Raw genomic sequence first — 19729 nt, forward strand, 5'->3', positions numbered from 1 at the left:
CCCAGAGGCAAGCATGCTCCAGACCTATGACAGCCACTCCGATCCCGCCGCGCATCCGCCCCGGCTGGCGGCGCTGCGCCGCGAACTGGCCGCGCGCAGGCTCGACGGCTTCCTGGTGCCGCGCGCCGACGCCCATCAGGGCGAATATGTCGCGGCGCGGGATGCGCGGCTGGCCTGGCTGACCGGATTTACCGGCAGCGCCGGCTTCTGCATCGTCACGCCCGACCGCGCCGGCGTGTTCATCGACGGCCGCTATCGCGTGCAGGTCAAGGCCCAGGTGGACCCAGCGCATTTCACCCCGGTGCCCTGGCCGGAGACGAAACCCGCCGACTGGCTGCGCGAGGCCCTGCCCGAGGGCGGGCGCATCGGCTACGACCCTTGGCTGCACACGCGGCGCGAGATCCGCGAGATGGAAAAGGGCTTGGCCGGCTCGGGCATCGCGCTGATCGCGCTCGACACGAACCCGGTCGATGCGATCTGGACCGACCAGCCCGAGGCGCCGGTGGGCGCGGTCCGCCTCTGGCCCGACGCGATCGCAGGCGAAACCGCGGCCGAAAAACGCGCCCGCATCGCCCGCGCGCTGCGCGATGCCGGACAGCAGGCAGCGGTGCTGACCCTGCCCGATTCGGTGTCGTGGCTGCTGAACATCCGTGGCGCCGACGTGCCGAAGAACCCGGTGGTGCAAGGCTTCGCCATCATCGAGGAGAACGGCCATGTCGCCGTCTTCACCAACCCGGCCAAGTTCGGCGCGGAGGTGCGGGCGGCGCTTGGCAATGCGGTCTCGATCCTGCCGCTCGATGCGCTGACCCCGGCGCTGACCAACCTGGCCGGCCCGGTGCGGGTCGACCCCGCCAGCGCGCCCGAGCAGGTGTTCGCGCTGATCGAAAGCATGAAGACCCCCATCGCCGAAGCCCCGGATCCGGTGATCCTGCCGAAAGCGCGCAAGAACGCGGCCGAGATCGCCGGGATGCGCGCCGCCCATCTGCAGGACGGCGCCGCGGTGACGGAACTGCTGTGCTGGCTCGACGCCCGCGCACCGCATCTGGACGCCGAGCCGCTGACCGAGATCGACGTGGCCACCAAGCTCGAGGAATTGCGCGTGGCGCGCGGCATCCTCGACATCAGCTTCGACACCATCGCGGCCACCGGCCCGCATGCCGCGATCCCGCATTACCATGTCGACCGGCAAAGCAACCTGTGCATCCTGCCCGGCCATGTGCTGCTGGTCGATTCCGGCGGGCAATATGCCAACGGCACCACCGACATCACCCGCACCCTGCCGATGGGCCCGGTCGATCCGGCGGTGCGGCGGCCCTATACCCGCGTGCTTCAGGGCATGATCGCGCTGTCGCGGGTGCAGTTCCCCAAGGGCCTCGCGGGCTGCCATATCGACGCGCTGGCCCGCGCGCCGCTGTGGTCCGAGGGCATGGATTACGACCACGGCACCGGGCACGGCGTCGGCGCCGGCCTTTCGGTGCATGAGGGGCCGGTCAGGATCTCGCGCATCTCGGACATCCCGCTGGCCCCCGGCATGATCCTGTCGAACGAGCCCGGCTATTACCGCGAGGGCGGCTTCGGCATCCGCATCGAGAACCTGATCGTGGTCGAGGAACAGGGCAGCCCCGACGGGCGCGAGATGCTGGGCTTCGAGACCCTGACCTTCGCCCCGATCGACCGTCGCCTCATCGAGCCCGGCCTGCTCGCCCCGGCCGAGATCGCCTGGCTCGACGCCTATCATGCGCAGGTCCGGGAGAAGATCTCGCCCCTGGTCGCGGGCGAGGTGCGGGATTGGCTGTCGCTGGCGACGCGACCGCTGGGCAGCGCCTGACACCTGGCGCCGTTCACCGTGTCCCAAATGCTCTCCGGACGGCGCCGGCCGCGCCGCCCGGCGCGATGGGACGCCGCGGCCGCGACTTCTCTGTTCCCCAAATACTCCGGCAACCGCGCCCCTGGGCCCTGTCGCATGGGTATTTGGAAAACGGAAAGAACGGCGAACTCAGCCCTGTGGGTGGCGGCGGCGCCAGGCCAGCGAGCTGAGGAAGGCCATGCCGATGAAGCAGGCGCCCAGCAGGCCGGTGACCACTTCCGGGATCGGCCTCAGGGTCTGGACGAACATCAGGATCGACAGCACGAAGATCGACCAGAAGGCACCGTGTTCGAGATAGCGGAAGGCGGCCAGCGTGCCGCGCTCGACCAGCATCACCGTCATCGAGCGCACATACATCGCGCCGATGCCAAGGCCGATGGCGATCAGGAACAGGTTCTGGGTCAGCGCGAAGGCACCGATCACCCCGTCGAAGCTGAAGGACGCGTCCAGCACCTCGAGATAGAGGAAGGCGCCGAAGCCGCCGCGCGCCATGTCGGCATGCCGGGGGGCGCCGCCCCAGCGGTCCAGGACATGGCCGAGCATGTCCACCAGCAGATAGGTGATCACCCCCCAGATCGCGGCGATGATGAAGGCATGCTCCTTTTCCGCCGGCAGCTGGCCCACGATCACCAGCATGCAGATCAGCACGAAGCCGACCTCCATGCCGCGGATCTCGCCCAGCTTGCGCAGCGCGGCCTCGACGCCCTTGATCCAGTCCACGTCCTTGGCCTCGTCGAAGAAATAGTTCAGCGCCACCAGCATCAGGAACGAGCCGCCGAAGGCCGCGATGGGCAGGTGCGCCTCGTGGATGATGCGGGAATATTCCTGCGGCTGGGTGGCGGCGAGGCGCAGCGCCTCCCATGGCGCCAGATGGGCGGCGATCACCACGACCAGCAGCGGAAAGATCACCCGCATGCCGAAGACCGCGATCAGGATGCCCCAGGTCAGGAAGCGGCGCTGCCATTTCGGCACCATCTGCTTGAGCTTGTTGGCATTGACGATGGCATTGTCGAAGCTGAGCGAGATCTCCAGCACCGCCAGGATGCCGGCGATCAGGAAGAAGGCCAGCGCCCCCGAGCCGGTGCCATGGTATTCCCAGCCCAGGAAGGCGGCGAGCGCCAGTCCCGCGCCGGTGACGATGAAGGGCCAGGTCATGTAGCTGAGGGTCGATCTCATGGGGTTCCCCGTCATGCGGCTCGTGCCCTTCGGTCTTAGGCCCTGCCGGAGGGACGGGCAAGGCGGGCGGGCGCAGGGCAGCCTTGCGCGCGGCCCAGGGCGCAACCCGTGCTTTCAGCCGCGCACCAGCACCGCCAGGTCGGCGACATTGGTGCCGGTGGCGCCCGTTAGCACCAGCGCATCGCCCGCCGCCAGCGCCGGGGTCGAATCGTTCCTGGCCAGCGCCGCCGCTGGGTCGATGCCGCCCGCCCGGATCGCGGCCGGCGTGCCGGCGCCGACCAGCCCGCCCGCCGCCTCGCCCGGACCGTCGCGCCCGTCGCTGCCGACCGCGGCAAAGGCCCAGCCGAAATTCACCGGCTGCGCCTCGGCCAGCAGCGCGAGCCGCAGGGCCAGTTCCTGGTTGCGCCCGCCCATGCCGTCGCCGACCAGCCTGACCGTGGTCTCGCCGCCGAAGGCCAGCGCCTGGCCCGGCCGCAACCCCGGCGCCAGGGCCCAGATCGCCCGCGCGCAATCCTGCACGTCGCCCGCAAGCGGCAAGGGCGCCGGATCGGCCCCGGCCGCGACCATGGCCGCGACCAAAAGCGCGTTCGAGCCGATGAGGATGTTGCGGGCCGGCGGCAGGGCGCGGCGGTCCTCGGGCTGCCGCAGCACCGCCCGCGCCACCTCGGGCAACCGCTCCCAGATGCCCAGCCTGCGCGCCAGGTCGGCGGCCTCGGCCCGCGTGCCGACCGGCGCCACCGTCGGCCCCGAGGCGATCACCTGCAGGTCGTCCCCCGGAACGTCGGACAGGATCAGCGCCGCGACCGGCGCCCGCGACAGCCGCCGCCCTTCAGCCGCGACAGCCCCTGCCGGATCAGGTTGACCTGCGCAATATCGGCGCCCGAGGCCAAGAGCAGCCGGTTCACCGCCTGCTTGTCGGCCAGCGTCAAGCCGGCAGCATGGCCGAGCCCCCGCCCGAGATCAGCGCCAGCACCCGGTCCTGCGGCCGGGCCGAGGAAAGCCGGGCGATCACCGCCTCGGCCGCCGCCACGCCATCGGCATCGGGCTGCGGATGGCCCGCACGCATGACCCGCGCCCCGGCCAGCGCCGCGTCGTTGCCGGCATTGGTCACCGCCAGCGCCTCGGCGCCCGGCAGCGCCGCCTGGGTCATGGCGCGGGCGGCCTTGCCGACGGCGATCACCCGCCAGCGCCCGCCCGGTCCCGGCGGATCGGCCAGCACCCCGGCCATGGCCCGCGCCACGGCAGCCGCAGGATCGGCGGCGGCGATGCCGGCGCGAACCAGCACCATGGCGCGCACGCCTGGCGCCATCAGTTCACCCGGTCGGGCAACGCCTGCCCCTCGGCAAAGGCGACCAGGTTGTTCAGCGCCCGCATCGCCATGGCGGTGCGCACCTCCTCGGCCGCGGTGCCCAGATGCGGCAACAGGGTCACGTTCTCCATGGCGCAAAGCGCGGGCGCCACCTTCGGCTCGAACTCGTAGACGTCGAGCCCGGCCCCGGCGATCCGGCCCTGTGCCAGGGCCTGGACCAGCGCCGCCTCTTCGACCACGTCGCCGCGGGCGATATTGACCAGGTATGAGCGCGGCCCCAGCCGCTCCAGCTCATGCGCGCCGATCATGTGCCGGGTCTCGGCCCCGCCCGGCACGGCGACGACGGCGAAATCCGACTGCGCCAGCAGCTCGTCCAGGTCGGCCACCTGCCGGGCCGGGAAGTCCAGCGACGAGACCACCGAGCGGTTGTGGAACAGCACCTCCATGCCGAAGCCGAAATGGCAGCGCCGGGCGATGGCCTTGCCGATGCGGCCCATGCCGATGATGCCGACGGTGCAGCCGGTGACATGGCGGCCCAGCAGCTGCGTCGGCTCCCAGCCGGTCCATGCGCCGCGGCGCAACAGCCGCTCGCCCTCGCCCGCCCGGCGCGCGGTCATCAGGATCAGGGTCAGGGCGATGTCCGCCGTGGCCTCGGTCACCGCATCCGGGGTGTTGGTCACGGCGATGCCGGCCGCCGCGGCCGCCGCCACGTCGATATGATTGTAGCCGGCGCCGAAATTCGCCAGCAGGCGGCAGCGCGGCCGGGCCTGGAAGGCCTCGGCGGTGAAGCGGTCGCCCAGGGTCGGCATGATCGCGTCGTAATCGGCCAGGGCCTGCGCCGCCTCCTCGACGCTCAAGCCGTCCCGGCGGTCCAGGATCTCGGTCTCGAACCGGGCCGACAGCGCATGTTCCGCCGCCTGCGTCATGCGGCGCGTCACCAGAAGCTTCATCAATACATCCTCCCCCCGTCCGGCACCTCGCGTTCGGGACCGATCAGCACCACCTCGCCATCGGCGTCGGGCAGGCCCAGCACCAGCACCTCGGACATGAAGGGGCCGATCTGGCGGGGCGGGAAATTCACCACCGCCAGCACCTGCCGGCCGATCAGTTCCTCGGGCGCATAATGCCGGGTGATCTGGGCCGAACTCTTGCGGGCGCCGATCTCGGGCCCGAAATCCAGCCACAGCTTGAAGGCCGGGCGCCGCGCCTCGGGGAATGGCTCGGCACGGGTGATGCGGCCGACGCGGATCTCGACCCTTTCGAAATCCGCCCAGGCGATCTGGCCGCTCATCGGCCCAGCTCCCGCCCCCGCTCGGCTGCCGCGGCGACGGTGCGGCGCATCAGCGGCGGCAGGCCGGTCTCGGGGTCCATCAGCTCGCGAAGCCCCGCCGCCGTGGTCCCGCCGGGCGAGGTCACGGCCTCGCGCAGCTTGGCCGGATCCTCGTCCTCATGCACGGCCAGCGCGCCCGCCCCGGCCACGGTCGCCCGCGCCAGTTCCAGCGCCAGCGCCGGCGAAAGCCCCTCGGCCGCGCCCGCCGCGGCCATGGCCTCGATCATGTGAAACACATAGGCGGGCCCCGAGCCGGAAAGCGCCGTCACCGCATCCATCTGATCCTCGCCCTCCAGCCGCACCACGCGGCCGACGGCGGACAGCAGCGCCTCGGCCAGGGCCATCTCGGCCTCGCCGGCCCTGGCGTTGCCGATGATGGCGGTGATGCCCTGGCCGATGGCCGCCGGCGTGTTCGGCATGGCGCGCACGATCGGCGCCGCCGGAAAGGCCGCCTCATAGGCGCCCAGCGTCACCCCCGCCGCGACCGAGATGACCAGCGTCCCCGCCCCGACCGACAGCCGCGGCAGCACATCCGCCATCATCTGCGGCTTGACGGCGATCACCAGCACGGCGGGCGCCTCGGGCAATTCTCCGTTGATCCAAATACCCAGACCCGACAGCTCCGCCCGCGGCTGGGGGTCCACCACATGCACCGCCCGCGCCGCCAGCCCGTTCTTCAGCCAGCCGTCCAGCAGCGCGCCGCCCATGCGGCCGCAGCCGACCAGCACCAGCCCGCGCGCATTCAGATCCGAGAAATCCATGTCCTGCCCCCTGACTTGGCCCGCGCAAAGGCGGGAATTCAGGCGCGACCGTAGGCCTCGGACATGGCGATGTCCATGGCGGCCTCGGGCGTGGCGTCGCCCCAGCAGGCCAGCTGGAAACAGGGATAGAAACGCTCGCAGGCCAGGATGGCATTGCCGATCATCTGGTCGATCTGCTCGGGGCTGGCGATGGCGTCGCCCGAAAGCACCAGCCCATAGCGCCAGACCATCAGCCTCTGCGGCCCCCAGAAGGTGAAGCCGCCGTCCCAGACCTGGTCGTTGGCCAGGTTCAGGACCTCGTAGAGCGCCGGCAGCTTCTCGGCCGGAGGGTCCATGTCGAAGGTGCAGATCAGCCGCAGCACCTCTTCGCGCGGCGACCAGGCCAGCGTGATGGAATAGGTGCGCCATTGGCCCTCGACCGCCATGGCGATCTGGTCCTCGGCCAGACGGTCGAAATCCCATTCGTGATGCGCCGCGACGGTTTCCACGATGTCGATGGGATGGATGTCATCGCTATGGATGAAGTCCAGCTGTGCCATGTCCTGTCCCCCTGCCTGTCTGAGAGCGGGGCAAGGTCGAAACCCCAACCCTTGGTGGCCCAGACTACACCCGGCGTAGTTTCCGGGATGCGCCTACAACATATCGTGTGCCGGTTCCACGAGGGTGTAAAGCGAAAATTCCGTTACCGGATCGCGACAGCCAGGCTCCGCCGCTTGACCGCCGGCTTTCGTGCAGGTTCAAGGGCGGCCAGGGAGGATTGCCCATGCGCGACCACGGCGGCGACATCGACAAGGCGGCCAGCCGCTTCGGCCGGGCGGACTGGATCGACCTGTCCACGGGAATCAACCGCCGGCCCTGGCCAAACCCGGCAAGTTCGGCGGGGCCGCTTTCGGCCCATGCCCTGACCGCGCTGCCGACGGCCGCCGATACCGCCCGGCTTTGCGCCGCGGCCGCCGTCCGATTCGGCTGCCCGCCAGAGCAGATCCTGCCGCTGGCCGGCGCCTCGGCGGCGATCCAGCTTTTGCCGCATGTGCTGCCGGGGCGGCGCGCGGCGGTGCTGTCGCCGACCTATAACGAACATGCCGCCAGCCTGCGCGCCGCCGGCTGGGAGGTGGCCGAGCCCGCCGACCCGGCCGCGCTGGCCGGCGCCGATCTGGCGGTGATCGTGAACCCGAACAACCCGGACGGGCGCGAATTCCTGCCCGCGCAGGTCGCCGCCATCGCCGCGACGATCGGGCAACTGGTGGTGGACGAAAGCTTTGCCGATCCCCGTCCCGACCTGTCGGTGGCGGGCTCGCGGCCCGATAACGTCACCGTGCTGCGCAGCTTCGGCAAGTTCTGGGGCCTTGCCGGGCTGCGCCTGGGCTTTGCCATCGCCGCGCCCGAGACGCTTGCCCGCTTGGCCGAGCGCGCCGGCCCCTGGTCGGTCAGCGGCCCGGCGCTGGAGATCGGCACCCAGGCGCTGGCCGATGCGCCATGGATCGACGACACCGTGGTCTGGCTGTCCGAGGCCGCGCTGCACCTGGACCAGATCGTCACCCCGCATTGGCCGCTGGTGGGCGGCACGCATCTGTTCCGGCTCTACGACACCCCCGACGCGCCGGCCGCATGCGACCTGCTGGCCCGCGCCGGCATCTGGAGCCGCATCTTTCCCTGGCATCCGCACTGGATCCGCCTGGGCATTCCCGGCAATCGCGAGGAATTCGACCGCCTGGCCGGTGCCTTTACGGCAGCCGGTTGACATGCCCCATCTTTCGGCCGGGGCGCGCCTCGCCCTTGCCGTAAAGATGAAGCTGCACGCGCGGCTGCTTCAGCAGTTCCGGGATGCGCAGCACGTCGTCGCCGATCAGGTTCTCCATCTCGACATCGGCGTAACGCTGGCCGTCGCCCAGCGGCAGGCCGGCCACGGCGCGGATATGCTGCTCGAACTGGTCCACGGCGCAGCCCGCCTGCGTCCAATGCCCCGAGTTATGCACCCGCGGCGCGATCTCGTTCACCACCAGCCCGTCGCGGGTCACGAACAGTTCGACCCCCATGACGCCGATATAGTCCAGCGCATTGACGATGCGGCCCGCGACCAGCACCGCATCGGTCAAGAGGCCGGCCGGAAGGCCGCAGGGCACGGTGGTGGTGCGCAGGATGCCGTCACGATGAACGTTCAGCCCCGGATCATAGGCCGCGACCTGCCCGTCGGCGCCGCGCGCGACGATGACGCTGATCTCGGCCGAGAAATCCACGAAGCCCTCCAGCACCGAGGGCGCGCCGGTCCAGTCCCGCTGCCCCGCATCGGAAAAGCGGATCTGCCCCTTGCCGTCATAGCCCAGCCGCCGGGTCTTGAGGATCGCGGGCGCACCCAGCGCCGCCAGCGCCTCGGGCAGGTCGGCCTCGGTCTCCACGCTGCGATAGGGGGCGGTGCGCAGGCCGATGCCGGCCAGGAAATCCTTTTCCGCCAGCCGGTCCTGCGACACGGCCAGCGCGCGGCGGTTCGGCCGGATCGGGCGCAGCGATTCCAGCAGGTCCAGCGCCGCCGTCGGCACGTTCTCGAATTCATAGGTGATGACGTCGACCGATTCGGCAAAGGCGCGCAACGCGGCCTCGTCCTCATAGGGCGCGGTGGTCAGACGATGCGCCACGTCACCCGCCGGCGCGGCGCCCGGCTCGTAGACATGGCAGCGATAGCCCAGCCGGCTGGCCGCGACCGAGAGCATGCGGCCCAGCTGGCCCCCGCCCAGGATGCCGATGGTGGCGCCGGGTTTCAGTTCACTCATCCTTCGGCTCCTCGGGGATGGAATCGGACAGCGCCTGGCGCCAGGCATCCAGCCGCGCGGCCAGATCGGGATCGGACACCGCCAGGATGCCGGCCGCCATCAGCCCGGCATTGGCGGCACCTGCCGCGCCGATGGCCATGGTGGCGACCGGATAGCCCCTGGGCATCTGCAGGATGGAATAAAGCGAATCGACGCCCGACAGCGCCCTGGTCTGCACCGGCACGCCGATCACCGGCACCCGCGTCTTGCTGGCCATCATCCCCGGCAAATGCGCGGCCCCGCCGGCGCCGGCGATGATGACCTTGAGCCCGCGCGCCACCGCGGTCTTGCCATAGTCCCACAGCCGGTCCGGCGTGCGATGGGCGGAAACGATCCGGGCCTCGTAGGCGATGCCCAATTCGTCCAGGATGGCGGCGGCCTCGCGCATGGTCGGCCAGTCGGACTGGCTGCCCATGATGATTCCGACAGGTTTCCCGGCGGGTGTTTCGGCGGGCTTTTCGGCGGCTTTTTCCATGGCTCGACCCCCTTTTGCGCCCCGCCCTACAGCGCCGGGCGGGATCATGCAATCAGGCGATGATATCGGGGGTCAGCTCGTCCTCGAGCCGGGCGATGCGGTCCTTCAGCGCCAGCTTCTGCTTTTTCAGCCGTTGCAGGGTCAGCGAATGGGTCAGGCTCTGGCTCGACAGCGCGGCGATCGCCTCGTCGAGATCCCGATGCTCGCGCCGCAGCACCTCCAGCTTGGCGCGGGTGATCTCTTCATGGGACATCTCATGTTGGGCGTTCATCTCGGGCCTCGGGCTGGATCGCCTTGGTTATAGCGCGGCCTCCGGGCGTTGTTAATGGTTTTGCGGGAACGCGTTAACGCGGACCGGCCGGTTCGGAAAAACGCTTGCCCCGAAGCGGCCTTCGGCCCGAAACTTGCAGCCGAACCCCATGCAGGAGAAGCCAATGCCCCGCACCGCCCCCCTCAGGCCCTGCGCCCTTGCGCTTGCGCTGCTGCTGGCCCCGCTTGCCCCGGCCCATGCGCAAGCCGAGGGCGAGCAGATGCAGCTTTGCGTCAACTCCTGCCTCTATCACTTCGGCCCCGCCTCGAACCCGCGCTATCACGCCTGCGTGGCCGAGCAATGCGAGCAGGCGGCACCCAGCCGCCAGCCCGCCCAGCCACCCAGCCAGGGCGCGGGCTGGCGCAACGGCACGGCCGATGGCGGCAGGACGCATTACGCCCGCGTGCAATCCGGGCGGTTGGCGCTGAGCTACATGTGCCAGCGCGGCAGCGAGGGGCTGGTCGCCGTCGAGGGCATGGCCGGCTCGCCCGGCTCGCTGGTGCTGCGCATCGACGGGCGGCGGATGGCGCAGCCCTTTGCCGCAAGCGGCGGCATGCGCGCGACCCAGGCGGCGCGCGGCTCGGCGATGCTCGCGGGGCTGCTGGGCGGCAGCGGGGTCGAGCTTGCGGACGACCGCGGCCGCGGCAGCCTGCCACTGGCAGGCTCGGGCCGGGCGATCCGGGCGGCGATGGCCGCCTGCGGCCTGCGGCCGTGACGCCGCGCGGCTGCGACGCGGCAAACCCTTGTTTCCGGCGGCCTCCGTCCACATATTGGTCTTGCCGGATCGCCGTTCCGGGGTCCGGCCGACAGTCGCTTTGATGCAAAGGGCTTGGGAATGACCAAGATCAGTCTGGCCGCTCATCCGTTCCTGCTGGGGTTCGATCAGTTGGAACGCCTGGCCGAACGGGCCGCCAAGGGCGCCGAGGGCTATCCGCCCTACAACATCGAACACCAGGGGCCGAACGGCTTTCGCATCACGCTGGCCGTGGCCGGCTTTTCCGAGGACGACCTGTCGATCACGCTCGAGGACCGCCAGCTGGTGGTTCGCGGCCGCCAGGCCGAGGCCGAGGAAGGCCGCGTCTTCCTGCACCGGGGCATCGCGGCCCGCGCCTTCCAGCGCAGCTTCGTGCTGGCGGACGGGGTCGAGGTGGTGTCGGCGGGGCTTGAAAACGGGCTTCTGAACATCGACCTGCGCCGCTCGGTGTCCGACAGCATCGTGCAGACCATACCGATCAGCCGCAAGTGAAAGGGGATCGCAAATGAACGAGAAATTCGATTTCGGCCCGGAAAGCGCGGGCAACATCGTCTACATCCGCCGCGTCGCGATGGACAGCCTGCCCGACGAGGTGCGCCGCCAGGTGCCCGGCGCCGATGCGCTTTACGCCGTGCATGGCGCGGATGGAGAGCGGCTGGCCCTGGTCAAGGATCGCAGCCTGGCCTTCCTGCTGGCCCGCCAGAACGAACTGACCCCGGTCAGCGTCCACTAAGCCGCAGGATGCCGATGCCGCCGCCGGGCAAGGCGGCGGCGATGGCGACATGCGCGCCGCCCGTGTGGCGGCCACCCACCCTTCCGATAGCATCAGGAAATGCCGATCCCGCCGCGCGGCAGGGGCCGTTATCGGCTGTGCGCCTGGCCGTCCCCGGCCTCGACCAGCTCCAGCCCGATCTCGTCCCGGTATTGCCGCAGCAGCGCCTGCGCGGCCGGATCGGCGGGCAGCAGCAGATGCGTCGCGCCATGGTTGCGCCGGACCAGCGCCTGCCACAGCGCCTCGCGCGGGCCGGCATGGCGCGGCTCGGCCCCGACCGTCAGCAATTCGGCGCCAAGCTCGCCGGCCAGCCGCGCCGCCGCGGCCGCATCGGCGGGATCGCAGGCCAGCACCCGCTCGCAGCCCTGCGCACGGAAACGCGCCCGCCAGGCGTTCGGCCCAGGATGGGCGTCGCCCGCACCTTCCAGCCCCGCGCCTTCCAGCCCCCCACCTTCCAGCCCCTCGACTTGCAGCCCCTTGACCGGCCCGCCCAGGCAGACCGGCCCGGCCGCGCCCGGCAGATCCGCGCCTTCGACCCCGTCCGGGCTCCATTTGTCCGTAACCGACAGGATGGCCATGACCGCGCCGCCGGGACTGCGCATGGCGATGTCCTCGCCCGGCTCGACCCTGGCCGCGAAATCCGCATCGACCTCCAGCACCAGCGGCATGGACCAGAGCGCGCCCGAGGCCAGCCGCATCCCCGCCAGCACCGAATCGTAATCCGCCTGGGTCAGAAAGCCCCGCAGCGGAAGGAAGCCGCCGCCGATCAGCAGGCCCAGGTCGGCCGATTGCCGGGGCGTCAGATCCCAGGCGGCCATGCGCGCCGCCTCGGCCCGCAGCTTCTGCCCGGCCTCGGGGCTGACCAGAAGCGCGCGGATCGGCTGGTGATGCGGCAAGGGCCCGGCCATCAGGCCGGGATCTCGGCCGCGTGCGGGTTCGGCTCGCCGGCCATGTCATGCTCGGCCAGGTAGCGCTCGGCGTCCAGCGCCGCCATGCAGCCCATGCCGGCGCTGGTCACCGCCTGGCGATAGACATGGTCGGTCAGGTCGCCGGCGGCAAAGACGCCGGGGATCGAGGTCCGGGTCGTGCCCGGCTCGACCTTGACATAGCCGCCGTGATGCAGCTCCAGCTGGTCCTTGACCAGTTCCGAGGCCGGCGCATGGCCGATGGCGATGAAGACGCCGTCCGCCGGCACCACCTGCTCGGTCCCCTGCCGGACATGGCGCACCCTGACGCCGGTCACGCCGGGCGGCTGGCTCTCGCCCTGCACCTCGACCAGCTCGTGATCCCACAGCACGCTGACCTTGGGATTGCGGAACAGCCGGTCCTGCAGGATCTTTTCGGCCCGCAGGCTGTCGCGGCGATGGACCAGCGTCACCTTGCTGGCGAAATTGGTCAGGAACAGCGCCTCCTCGACCGCGGTATTGCCGCCGCCCACCACCACGACCTCGCGGCCGCGATAGAAGAAGCCGTCGCAGGTCGCGCAGGCCGAGACGCCGAAGCCCTTGAACTTCTCTTCGCTGGGCAGGCCCAGCCAGCGCGCCTGTGCGCCCGTGGCCAGGATCACCGCATCCGCGGTGATGCGCGCGCCCGAATCAAGTTCCGCCACGAAGGGCCGCCGGTCCAGGTCCAGCCGCGTCACCGTATCGACGAAGACGCGCGCGCCCATGGCGCGGGCATGCGCCTCCATCCTGACCATCAGGTCGGGGCCCTGGATCTCGGTCTCGCCCGGCCAGTTCTCGACCTCGGTGGTGATGGTCAGCTGGCCGCCCGGCTGCATGCCCTGGATCAGCACCGGCGAAAGCATCGCGCGCGCGGCATAGACGGCGGCGGTATAGCCGGCCGGTCCCGAGCCCACGATCAGCACGCGGCTGTGGGCGGGCAGGCTGGCATCGGCGGCGATCTCGGCGGGAACATGGGACATGGCAGGAAACCTCTCGCTTGGCGCAGCCTTAGCTAATCACCGCCGGCCCCGCATGCAATCCATAAGGCCCCTTCGCGCATCGGTGGAAAGAATGTTGCGCAATCCGGCCCCGCGGGATAGTTTCCGGCATGTTTTTTGCCCGCAAGGCAAACCAGGGGATGCGATGACCGCCGCCAGACTTGACGAAATCGACCGCAAAATTCTGGCAGAGTTGCAGGCCGACGGCCGCATGACCAATGTCGAGCTGGCCCGCCGCGTCGGCATTTCCGCCCCGCCCTGCCTGCGCCGCGTCCGCGCGCTGGAGGAGATGGGCTATATCCGCGGCTACCATGCCGACATCGACGCGCGCGAGCTGGGCTTCGAGGTGCAGGTCTTTGCCATGGTCCGGCTGATGAGCCAGTCCGAGCGCGACCTTTCCGCCTTCGAGGCGCTGGCCTGCGAATGGCCGCTGGTCCGCGAATGCCACATGCTGAACGGCGAGATCGACTTCATCCTGAAATGCGTCTCGCCCGACCTGACCAGCTTCCAGCGCTTCCTGACCGAGAAGCTGACGGCGGCGCCGAACGTGGCCTCGGTCAAGACCTCGCTGGTGATCCGCTGCGCCAAGGACGAGCCGGGCGTGCCCTTCAGCATCGTCGAGGAACGCGCGGCGATGGTCGGCTAAGGCGGGGGCAACCGGCCGGGCACGAAAATTCCCCGCGGCGGCGCCGCTTCCTGCGCAGTTCGGTCGGTTCCCTGCACCTTGCGGAACTGGCGCTGCAAGGTGCGGGCGTGGATGCCGTATCGGGCCGCAATGCTCTTGATCGACTCGGTCTCGACGGCGCGGATCGCCTCGGCCACCTGCTGTTCGGACAGGATGGGCGGGCGGCCGACATGGCTGCCGCGGCGCTGTGCCTCGGCCATGCCGGCCTTGGTGCGCTCGCTGATCAGGGTGCGCTCGAACTCGGCCAGCGCGGCCATGATGTGAAAGACCAGCCGCCCGCCGGGCGAGGCGGTATTCACCTCTTCGGTCAGCGACTGGAAGTCGATGCCCCGCCGGCCCAGTTCGTCGACGATCTCGACCAGGCCGACCAGCGACCGGCCCAGCCGGTCAAGCCGCCAGACGACCAGCGTCTGCCCGGACCGCAACGAGGCCAGCATCCGCTTTAGCCCCGGCCGGGCCATGGCCGAACCGGACAGGCCATGGTCCTTGAATACCTTGACGCATCCCGCGCGTTTCAGCGCCGTCAGTTGAAGATCCAGCCGCTGGTCCTCGGTCGACACCCGTGCATAGCCAATTTTCATGCGAAATCCCCAGGTTCGGCCCGGTGCGATACGTTTCGCCCGCCGCATCGCCCGCCCCGAACGCATTGACAAAACGGAACCCTTTTGACACGGCACCTCGCAACCTGATTTACTCCAGCGAAAGCTGGATTTCTTACGGGGCTTCTCCCCTTTTGTCCATTATGTGCAAAGGGTTCCGTTTTGCCGCACCCGTCAGGGACGGATGCGAGGGGGGCGAGGAAAACGGCCGCTTCCATGGCGGCGAGGTCGTCTTTTATATGCTCGCCGGGGTTGCGGGCGGCCTGGCCGGCGCCGGGCTGGCGCTGGGGTTCAAGCTGTCGCTGGGCTGGATTTTTCTATCCTACTCGCTGGGCGGGGTGGCCTTTGTCATGGCCGCGGCGCTGGTGCTGTCCTTTGCCCGGTCGGTGCGCCGCTCGACCGCCATCGCCATGGCGCGCAACCGGCACGGATACCGCCCCGAGGAATGACGGCCGCAGCCGACGGCTTGGTGCAGCGCCCCGGGCAGCCCTGGCCAGCGCCCTACAACGCAATCGCCGAGATCAGCCGGCCGTAATCCGCCTGGTTCTGATGCGTGCTGCGGCGATAGGAAAAGAAGCGGTCCGGGTCGGAATAGGTGCAATGCCGCGTCCATTCCGCCTCGACCCCGGCCTCGCGCAGGCGCATCAGGCCGAACGAAGGCAGGTCGAACATCGGCCGCCCGTTGGGCCCGCCGGCGAAGAAGCGGTGATAGCCGGGTTCCTCGGCCAGGAACTCGTCCATGAAATCCTCGCCGACCTCATAGGCGCGCTGGCTGATCGTGGGGCCGATCACCGCGCGGATGCGGCTGGCGCCCAGGTCGTTCATCGCGCCGACCGCCGCCTCGATCACGCCGGAAAGCGCCCCGCGCCAGCCGGCATGGACGGCGCCGATCACCCCCGCCTCGGGGTCGGCCAGCAGGATTGGCTGGCAATCGGCGGTCAGCACCGCCAGCGCCACGCCGGGCTGGTCGGTGACGATGCCGTCGGCGCGCATCCCGGCGACGGCGGCCGGGTCGTCGCCGGCGCGCAGCACCGCGATCTCGGCGGAATGGACCTGATGCACGGTGGCAAGCCCGGCGGGCGGCACGCCCATCGCCGCGGCCACGCGGGCGCGGTTGATGCTGACGATCTCGGCCTGGTCGCTGGAGCCGTAGCCGCAGTTCAGCCCCGAAAACAGCCCCGAGGAGGCGCCGCCGCGCCGGGTGAAGAAGCCATGCCGCACCGAGGCGAGCAGCGGATGGGTCAGGATCTCAAGCGTCGTCTGCATCGTCGTCCAGGGGCTCGAATCCGGCGGGGACGGGCGCATGGCGAGCCCATAAGGCCAGCACCTTGAACAAGTGTCCCATTTCATCGGGTGCGGTCAAGCGATGAAGCGCGGCCATCGCACCCGCATCGCCCAGACGCGCCAGGCGCTGCGCGCGCGCCTCGATCCCCAGCCGCTTCAGCCAGTCGCCCTGCGTCGCCATGCGCGAGACGCGCGCCCCCGCCCCGCGCGCCGCCGCGGCCAGGGGGGCGAAATCGACATGCGCGGTCAGGTCGGCCTCGCCCGGATTGGCCAGCGGATCTTCGGGCCGGTGGCGGCGCAGGGCCTGGAAGGTGTCGCCCTGCCCGTCCCAGCCGCCATAGTCGACAAGGATGGCGCAGCCGCCATGCGCGGCGATCCGCCCGGCGACCTGCGCGACGATCGGCAGGGCCTCGGGGCAGGTTTCGCGGATCACGCCCTGGGGCGCGGCAGGCAGCGCGGCATCGGCCGCCGGGACCAGCCCCATCTCCAACCCGCCCTGGGCATTCAGCGCCACCACCCGCTCGGCCCAGCCCTGCACGCCGCGCTGGAACTGGCGGATCGGCAGGGCGTCGAAGAACTCGTTCGCGACCAGGAACAGCGGCGCCTGCGGCAGCTGCGACACATCGTCCAGGTGGGCGATGTCGCCCAGCCTGTCGCGCTGCACCCGGCGCAGGTGCGGCGAGACCTCGACCAGCGCCACCCGCGCCGCCTCGGCCATGCCGGGCACGATGCGGATGGCGCGCAGGATGTCGGCCATCAGCGTGCCGCGCCCCGGCCCGATTTCCGCCAAGGTAAAAGGCGCGGGACGGCCCTGGTCCAGCCAGGCCTGCGCCAGCGCCAGGCCGATCATCTCGCCGAAGATCTGGCTGATCTCGGGCGCGGTGGTGAAATCGCCGCCCGCGCCGAAGGGGTCGCGGGTGGCGTAATAGCCATGCTGGGGATGGAGCAGGCAAAGCCGCATGTATTCGTCCAGGGCCATGGGCCCCGACAGCCGGATCTGCGCGGCGATCAGGCGTCCGAGCGGCGTCATGCCGCGCCTTGCGGCACCGCCGGCCGGGCGCGGGCGCGCGCCAGGAAGGCCAGCCCGACCAGCACCATCGGCAGCGACAGCAGCTGGCCCATGGTCACGCCCCAGACCGCCCCGCCCAGCACATGGCCCAGCGGATTGTCGGGGGTGATGAATTGCGCATCGGCCTGGCGGAAGAACTCGACGACGAAACGCGACAGGCCATAGCCGGTCAGGAACAGCCCCAGCGCCTGCCCCGGCCGGCGCAGCCCCCCGGCCCGGACCAGCAGCAGAAGCAGGGCGGCCAGCAGCACGCCCTCCAGCCCGGCCTCGTAAAGCTGGCTCGGGTGGCGGGCGCAGGGGCCGGTGACGCCGGGGCAGTTCTGCGCCGCCTCGCCGGGAAAGACCACGCCCCAGGGCGCATCGGTCGGCCGGCCCCACAGCTCGGCATTGATGAAATTCGCCACCCGGCCCAGGCCCAGGCCGATCGGGGTCGCCACCGACAGCGCATCCGCCAGCCGCAGCGCCGGGATGCCGTGGCGCCGGCAATACCACCAGGAAGCCAGCACCACGCCCAGGAAGCCGCCGTGAAAGGACATGCCGCCCTGCCAGAGCACCGGGATCTGCCCCGGATTGGCCAGGTAATAGCCCGGCTCGTAGAACAGCACGAAGCCCAGCCGCCCGCCCAGGACCACGCCGACGATCACCCAGGTCAGCAATTCCTCGACCCGCTCGGGCGGCATGGGCGCCGCGTCGCCCCAAAGCCGCGGCCGCCGCATCAGCGCGACGATGATGCGCCAGCCGATCAGCAGCCCGGCCAGATAGGCCAGCGCATACCAGCGCAACGAGAATTCCATGCCGAAAAGATGGATGGTGAAGATCTCGGGCGAAATGTCGGGAAATGGGATCATGGGCTCCTCGTTTCGGCGCGGGCAGGCTACGCGGGGGCGGCCGGGTGTCAACCGGCGCTGTCAGGCAATTGAACAGCCGCGCCCCGAGCGCCATATAGGGGGTCTCGCTGAACCGAAAGGCCCGCCATGACCGCGAACAACCGCTTTCTCGACGATCTCTCGAAATTGATGACCAATGCCATGGGCGTGGCCCAGGGCGCCAAGGACGAGGCGCAGACCGCCTTCAACGGCTGGATCGACCGCTGGCTGGCCGAGCGCGATTTCGTCACCCGCGAGGAATTCGAGGCGGTGCGCGAAATGGCGATCAAGGCCCGGTCCGAGAATGCCGAGCTGCGCGCCCGCCTCGACGCGCTGGAGGGCAAGGGCGTGGCCTCGGTCAGTTCGACCGGCCCGCTCGGCACCGGCGAGGGTCAGGGCTGAACCGTTTCGCGCAGCCGGCCCTGCCTGTCGTAAAGCAGCACCTCGCCCGCCTCGGTCACCACCACCAGCCAGTCGCGGGCAAAGGTGACGGCGGCGGGCACCGCGCCCTCGGGCAGGGCGACCTGCTCGGGCAGTTCGGGCAGCGGCGGCTGCGACAGGCGCAGCCACAGCAGCGCCGCGATCACCAGCATGCCGATGCCCATCACCGCCGCCAGGGCCGTCACCAGGATGCGCAGCCAGCGCAGCATCGGCAACGCTTCCTCTGGTCCCGCATCCAGCCTATCATCCCGTGCCATGGCCGAAATCCTCATCACCATCCCCGAAGGACTGTCCGAGCGCCTTGATAAGGCGCTTGCCCTTGCCGCGCCAGAGCAGGCGGCGCTGTCGCGCTCGCGCCTGGCCCGGCTGATCGCCGAGGGTGCGGTCCGGGGGCCCTCGGGGCGGGTCACGGACGGCAAGGCGCGGGCCGAGACCGGCGACTACCTGGTCGAGATCGGCGCGCCCGAGCCCCTGGACGCGCAGCCCGAGCCGATCCCGCTGTCGATCGCCTACGAGGACGGCGACCTGATCGTGGTGGACAAGCCCGCCGGCATGGTGGTCCATCCCGCGCCCGGCGCGCCCAACGGCACGCTGGTCAATGCGCTGCTGGCCCATTGCGCGGGCAGCCTGTCGGGCATCGGCGGCGCGGCCCGGCCCGGCATCGTGCATCGCATCGACAAGGAAACCTCGGGCCTGCTGGTGGTGGCCAAGACCGACCGCGCGCACCAGGGGCTGGCGCGGCAATTCGCCGACCACACGGCGCGGCGGCGCTACCTGGCCGTCGCGCATGGCATGATCGACCCGGCCGATGCGCGGCTGCGCGGCCTGCCGGGCGTGGGGTTCGAGCCGGGCGGCGTGCTGCGCATCGCCACGCTGATCGGCCGCCATCCCGGCGACCGGCAGCGCCAGGCGGTCAGCTTCCAGAACGGGCGCCATGCCGTGACCCGCGCCCGCGTGATCGAGACCTTCGGCACGCCCCCCGCCGCCATGCTGGTCGAATGCCGGCTGGAGACGGGGCGGACGCATCAAATCCGCGTGCATATGGCCCATGCGGGATTGGGCCTGGTCGGCGACCCGGTCTATGGTGGCAACAGGCGGGCCTCGGTCCGGGCGCTGGGGGCGGATGCCGCCGCGGCCGTCGCCGCCTTTCCCCGCCAGGCCCTGCACGCGGCCGAGCTGGGCTTCGACCACCCGGTCAGCGGCCAGGCGCTGACCTTTGCCAGCCCGCTGCCGCCCGACATGGCCGGCTTGCTGGCGACCTTGCGCCGGGCACCGGGCTGAC

Annotated in this window: 25 protein-coding genes and 1 pseudogene; 9 read left to right on the forward strand and 17 right to left on the reverse strand. The window is 70.6% G+C overall.

What is annotated here, in order from left to right:
* Nucleotides 1–13 precede the first annotated feature (13 nt).
* Nucleotides 14–1828 carry an aminopeptidase P family protein gene (locus IT40_RS04815; protein ID WP_036751315.1) on the forward strand — a complete coding sequence of 605 codons (1815 nt, stop codon included), beginning with the start codon at nucleotides 14–16 and terminating at the stop codon, nucleotides 1826–1828.
* Nucleotides 1829–1996: 168 nt separating this feature from the next.
* Here the strand turns inward: IT40_RS04815 and IT40_RS04820 are convergent, their stop codons facing one another.
* From IT40_RS04820 to IT40_RS04845, 7 genes and pseudogenes are all read right to left on the reverse strand, one after another.
* On the reverse strand, nucleotides 1997–3058 hold the full coding sequence (locus IT40_RS04820) for a DUF475 domain-containing protein (RefSeq protein ID WP_036751317.1): 1062 nt from the start codon (nucleotides 3056–3058) through the stop codon (nucleotides 1997–1999).
* Between the two features lie 99 nt (nucleotides 3059–3157).
* A complete protein-coding gene (locus IT40_RS30625) occupies nucleotides 3158–3610 on the reverse strand; it encodes an MOFRL family protein (RefSeq protein WP_338117896.1) in 453 nt (150 codons plus the stop codon).
* A 138-nt stretch (nucleotides 3611–3748) separates the two neighbouring features.
* Nucleotides 3749–4352: pseudogene (locus tag IT40_RS30630) on the reverse strand (DUF4147 domain-containing protein); the annotation flags it as partial.
* A complete protein-coding gene (locus IT40_RS04830) occupies nucleotides 4352–5302 on the reverse strand; it encodes a 2-hydroxyacid dehydrogenase (RefSeq protein ID WP_036751318.1) in 951 nt (316 codons plus the stop codon). The gene IT40_RS04830 and the pseudogene IT40_RS30630, both read right to left, overlap by 1 nt.
* Nucleotides 5302–5643, reverse strand: a complete 342-nt coding sequence (locus tag IT40_RS04835) for a tRNA-binding protein (protein WP_036751320.1) — start codon at nucleotides 5641–5643, stop codon at nucleotides 5302–5304. Before IT40_RS04835 ends, IT40_RS04830 begins: the two co-directional genes overlap by 1 nt.
* Entirely contained in the window at nucleotides 5640–6443 is an 804-nt protein-coding gene (proC, locus tag IT40_RS04840; RefSeq protein WP_036751322.1) for a pyrroline-5-carboxylate reductase, read from the reverse strand. Before proC ends, IT40_RS04835 begins: the two co-directional genes overlap by 4 nt.
* A 38-nt stretch (nucleotides 6444–6481) precedes the next feature.
* Nucleotides 6482–6982 (reverse strand): type III secretion system chaperone family protein, encoded by a 501-nt coding sequence (locus IT40_RS04845; protein WP_036751324.1) that lies wholly within the window; start codon nucleotides 6980–6982, stop codon nucleotides 6482–6484.
* A gap of 224 nt (nucleotides 6983–7206) precedes the next feature.
* On the opposite strand from IT40_RS04845, the gene cobD reads away from it, so the two are divergent.
* Entirely contained in the window at nucleotides 7207–8184 is a 978-nt protein-coding gene (cobD, locus tag IT40_RS04850; protein WP_036751326.1) for a threonine-phosphate decarboxylase CobD, read from the forward strand.
* Here the strand turns inward: cobD and IT40_RS04855 are convergent.
* Genes IT40_RS04855 through IT40_RS04865 form a run of 3 tightly spaced genes read right to left on the reverse strand, consistent with a single transcriptional unit; the run spans nucleotide 8168 to nucleotide 9996 of the window.
* Nucleotides 8168–9211, reverse strand: a complete 1044-nt coding sequence (locus tag IT40_RS04855; protein ID WP_036751329.1) for a 5-(carboxyamino)imidazole ribonucleotide synthase — start codon at nucleotides 9209–9211, stop codon at nucleotides 8168–8170. The two genes, cobD and IT40_RS04855, sit on opposite strands and share 17 nt — an antisense overlap.
* Nucleotides 9204–9725, reverse strand: coding sequence for a 5-(carboxyamino)imidazole ribonucleotide mutase (gene purE, locus IT40_RS04860; RefSeq protein ID WP_052095751.1), 522 nt, complete (start codon nucleotides 9723–9725; stop codon nucleotides 9204–9206). The genes IT40_RS04855 and purE overlap by 8 nt, the downstream gene beginning before the upstream one ends.
* A 52-nt stretch (nucleotides 9726–9777) precedes the next feature.
* On the reverse strand, nucleotides 9778–9996 hold the full coding sequence (locus tag IT40_RS04865) for a YdcH family protein (protein WP_036751331.1): 219 nt from the start codon (nucleotides 9994–9996) through the stop codon (nucleotides 9778–9780).
* Between the two features lie 163 nt (nucleotides 9997–10159).
* Between IT40_RS04865 and IT40_RS04870 the strand changes: the two genes are divergently transcribed.
* The 3 genes from IT40_RS04870 to IT40_RS04880 all read left to right on the forward strand — a co-directional run bounded on the left by IT40_RS04870 (nucleotide 10160) and on the right by IT40_RS04880 (nucleotide 11522).
* Nucleotides 10160–10750, forward strand: a complete 591-nt coding sequence (locus tag IT40_RS04870) for a hypothetical protein (protein WP_036751333.1) — start codon at nucleotides 10160–10162, stop codon at nucleotides 10748–10750.
* A 120-nt stretch (nucleotides 10751–10870) separates the two neighbouring features.
* Entirely contained in the window at nucleotides 10871–11281 is a 411-nt protein-coding gene (locus IT40_RS04875) for an Hsp20 family protein (protein WP_036751335.1), read from the forward strand.
* A 13-nt stretch (nucleotides 11282–11294) separates the two neighbouring features.
* Nucleotides 11295–11522, forward strand: coding sequence for a DUF1150 family protein (locus tag IT40_RS04880; RefSeq protein ID WP_036751337.1), 228 nt, complete (start codon nucleotides 11295–11297; stop codon nucleotides 11520–11522).
* Nucleotides 11523–11650: 128 nt separating this feature from the next.
* Here the strand turns inward: IT40_RS04880 and IT40_RS04885 are convergent, their stop codons facing one another.
* A complete protein-coding gene (locus IT40_RS04885; RefSeq protein ID WP_036751339.1) occupies nucleotides 11651–12469 on the reverse strand; it encodes a bifunctional sulfate adenylyltransferase/adenylylsulfate kinase in 819 nt (272 codons plus the stop codon).
* Nucleotides 12469–13485 carry a thioredoxin-disulfide reductase gene (trxB, locus tag IT40_RS04890; RefSeq protein ID WP_052095752.1) on the reverse strand — a complete coding sequence of 339 codons (1017 nt, stop codon included), beginning with the start codon at nucleotides 13483–13485 and terminating at the stop codon, nucleotides 12469–12471. Before trxB ends, IT40_RS04885 begins: the two co-directional genes overlap by 1 nt.
* A gap of 163 nt (nucleotides 13486–13648) precedes the next feature.
* On the opposite strand from trxB, the gene IT40_RS04895 reads away from it, so the two are divergent.
* Entirely contained in the window at nucleotides 13649–14149 is a 501-nt protein-coding gene (locus IT40_RS04895; protein WP_036751341.1) for an Lrp/AsnC family transcriptional regulator, read from the forward strand.
* Here IT40_RS04895 and IT40_RS04900 read toward each other — a convergent pair.
* Nucleotides 14146–14769 carry a recombinase family protein gene (locus IT40_RS04900; protein WP_083538973.1) on the reverse strand — a complete coding sequence of 208 codons (624 nt, stop codon included), beginning with the start codon at nucleotides 14767–14769 and terminating at the stop codon, nucleotides 14146–14148. The genes IT40_RS04895 and IT40_RS04900 overlap by 4 nt on opposite strands.
* A 257-nt stretch (nucleotides 14770–15026) precedes the next feature.
* Between IT40_RS04900 and IT40_RS04905 the strand changes: the two genes are divergently transcribed.
* Nucleotides 15027–15236: a hypothetical protein gene (locus tag IT40_RS04905; protein WP_139293892.1), complete on the forward strand. Its 210-nt coding sequence runs from the start codon at nucleotides 15027–15029 to the stop codon at nucleotides 15234–15236.
* Between the two features lie 52 nt (nucleotides 15237–15288).
* Here the strand turns inward: IT40_RS04905 and pgeF are convergent, their stop codons facing one another.
* From pgeF to lgt, 3 genes are read right to left on the reverse strand one after another with little or no spacing between them, the layout of a single operon-like run.
* The gene (pgeF, locus tag IT40_RS04910; RefSeq protein WP_036751345.1) at nucleotides 15289–16053 is read right to left on the reverse strand and encodes a peptidoglycan editing factor PgeF; all 765 of its coding nucleotides are present in this window, start codon (nucleotides 16051–16053) and stop codon (nucleotides 15289–15291) included.
* Nucleotides 16037–17101, reverse strand: a complete 1065-nt coding sequence (locus IT40_RS04915) for a class I SAM-dependent methyltransferase (RefSeq protein WP_036751348.1) — start codon at nucleotides 17099–17101, stop codon at nucleotides 16037–16039. The genes pgeF and IT40_RS04915 overlap by 17 nt, the downstream gene beginning before the upstream one ends.
* Nucleotides 17098–17988 carry a prolipoprotein diacylglyceryl transferase gene (gene lgt, locus IT40_RS04920; protein WP_036751350.1) on the reverse strand — a complete coding sequence of 297 codons (891 nt, stop codon included), beginning with the start codon at nucleotides 17986–17988 and terminating at the stop codon, nucleotides 17098–17100. Before lgt ends, IT40_RS04915 begins: the two co-directional genes overlap by 4 nt.
* 126 nt (nucleotides 17989–18114) lie before the next feature.
* On the opposite strand from lgt, the gene IT40_RS04925 reads away from it, so the two are divergent.
* Nucleotides 18115–18408 (forward strand): accessory factor UbiK family protein, encoded by a 294-nt coding sequence (locus IT40_RS04925; RefSeq protein WP_036751352.1) that lies wholly within the window; start codon nucleotides 18115–18117, stop codon nucleotides 18406–18408.
* Here the strand turns inward: IT40_RS04925 and IT40_RS04930 are convergent.
* On the reverse strand, nucleotides 18399–18704 hold the full coding sequence (locus tag IT40_RS04930) for a DUF6476 family protein (RefSeq protein ID WP_240540274.1): 306 nt from the start codon (nucleotides 18702–18704) through the stop codon (nucleotides 18399–18401). The genes IT40_RS04925 and IT40_RS04930 overlap by 10 nt on opposite strands.
* On the opposite strand from IT40_RS04930, the gene IT40_RS04935 reads away from it, so the two are divergent.
* Nucleotides 18703–19728 (forward strand): RluA family pseudouridine synthase, encoded by a 1026-nt coding sequence (locus IT40_RS04935; protein WP_084196871.1) that lies wholly within the window; start codon nucleotides 18703–18705, stop codon nucleotides 19726–19728. The two genes, IT40_RS04930 and IT40_RS04935, sit on opposite strands and share 2 nt — an antisense overlap.
* Nucleotide 19729: the final 1 nt, after the last annotated feature.

Origin of the sequence: Paracoccus versutus (genome assembly GCF_000763885.1) — a bacterium.
Taxonomy (GTDB): domain Bacteria; phylum Pseudomonadota; class Alphaproteobacteria; order Rhodobacterales; family Rhodobacteraceae; genus Paracoccus; species Paracoccus versutus.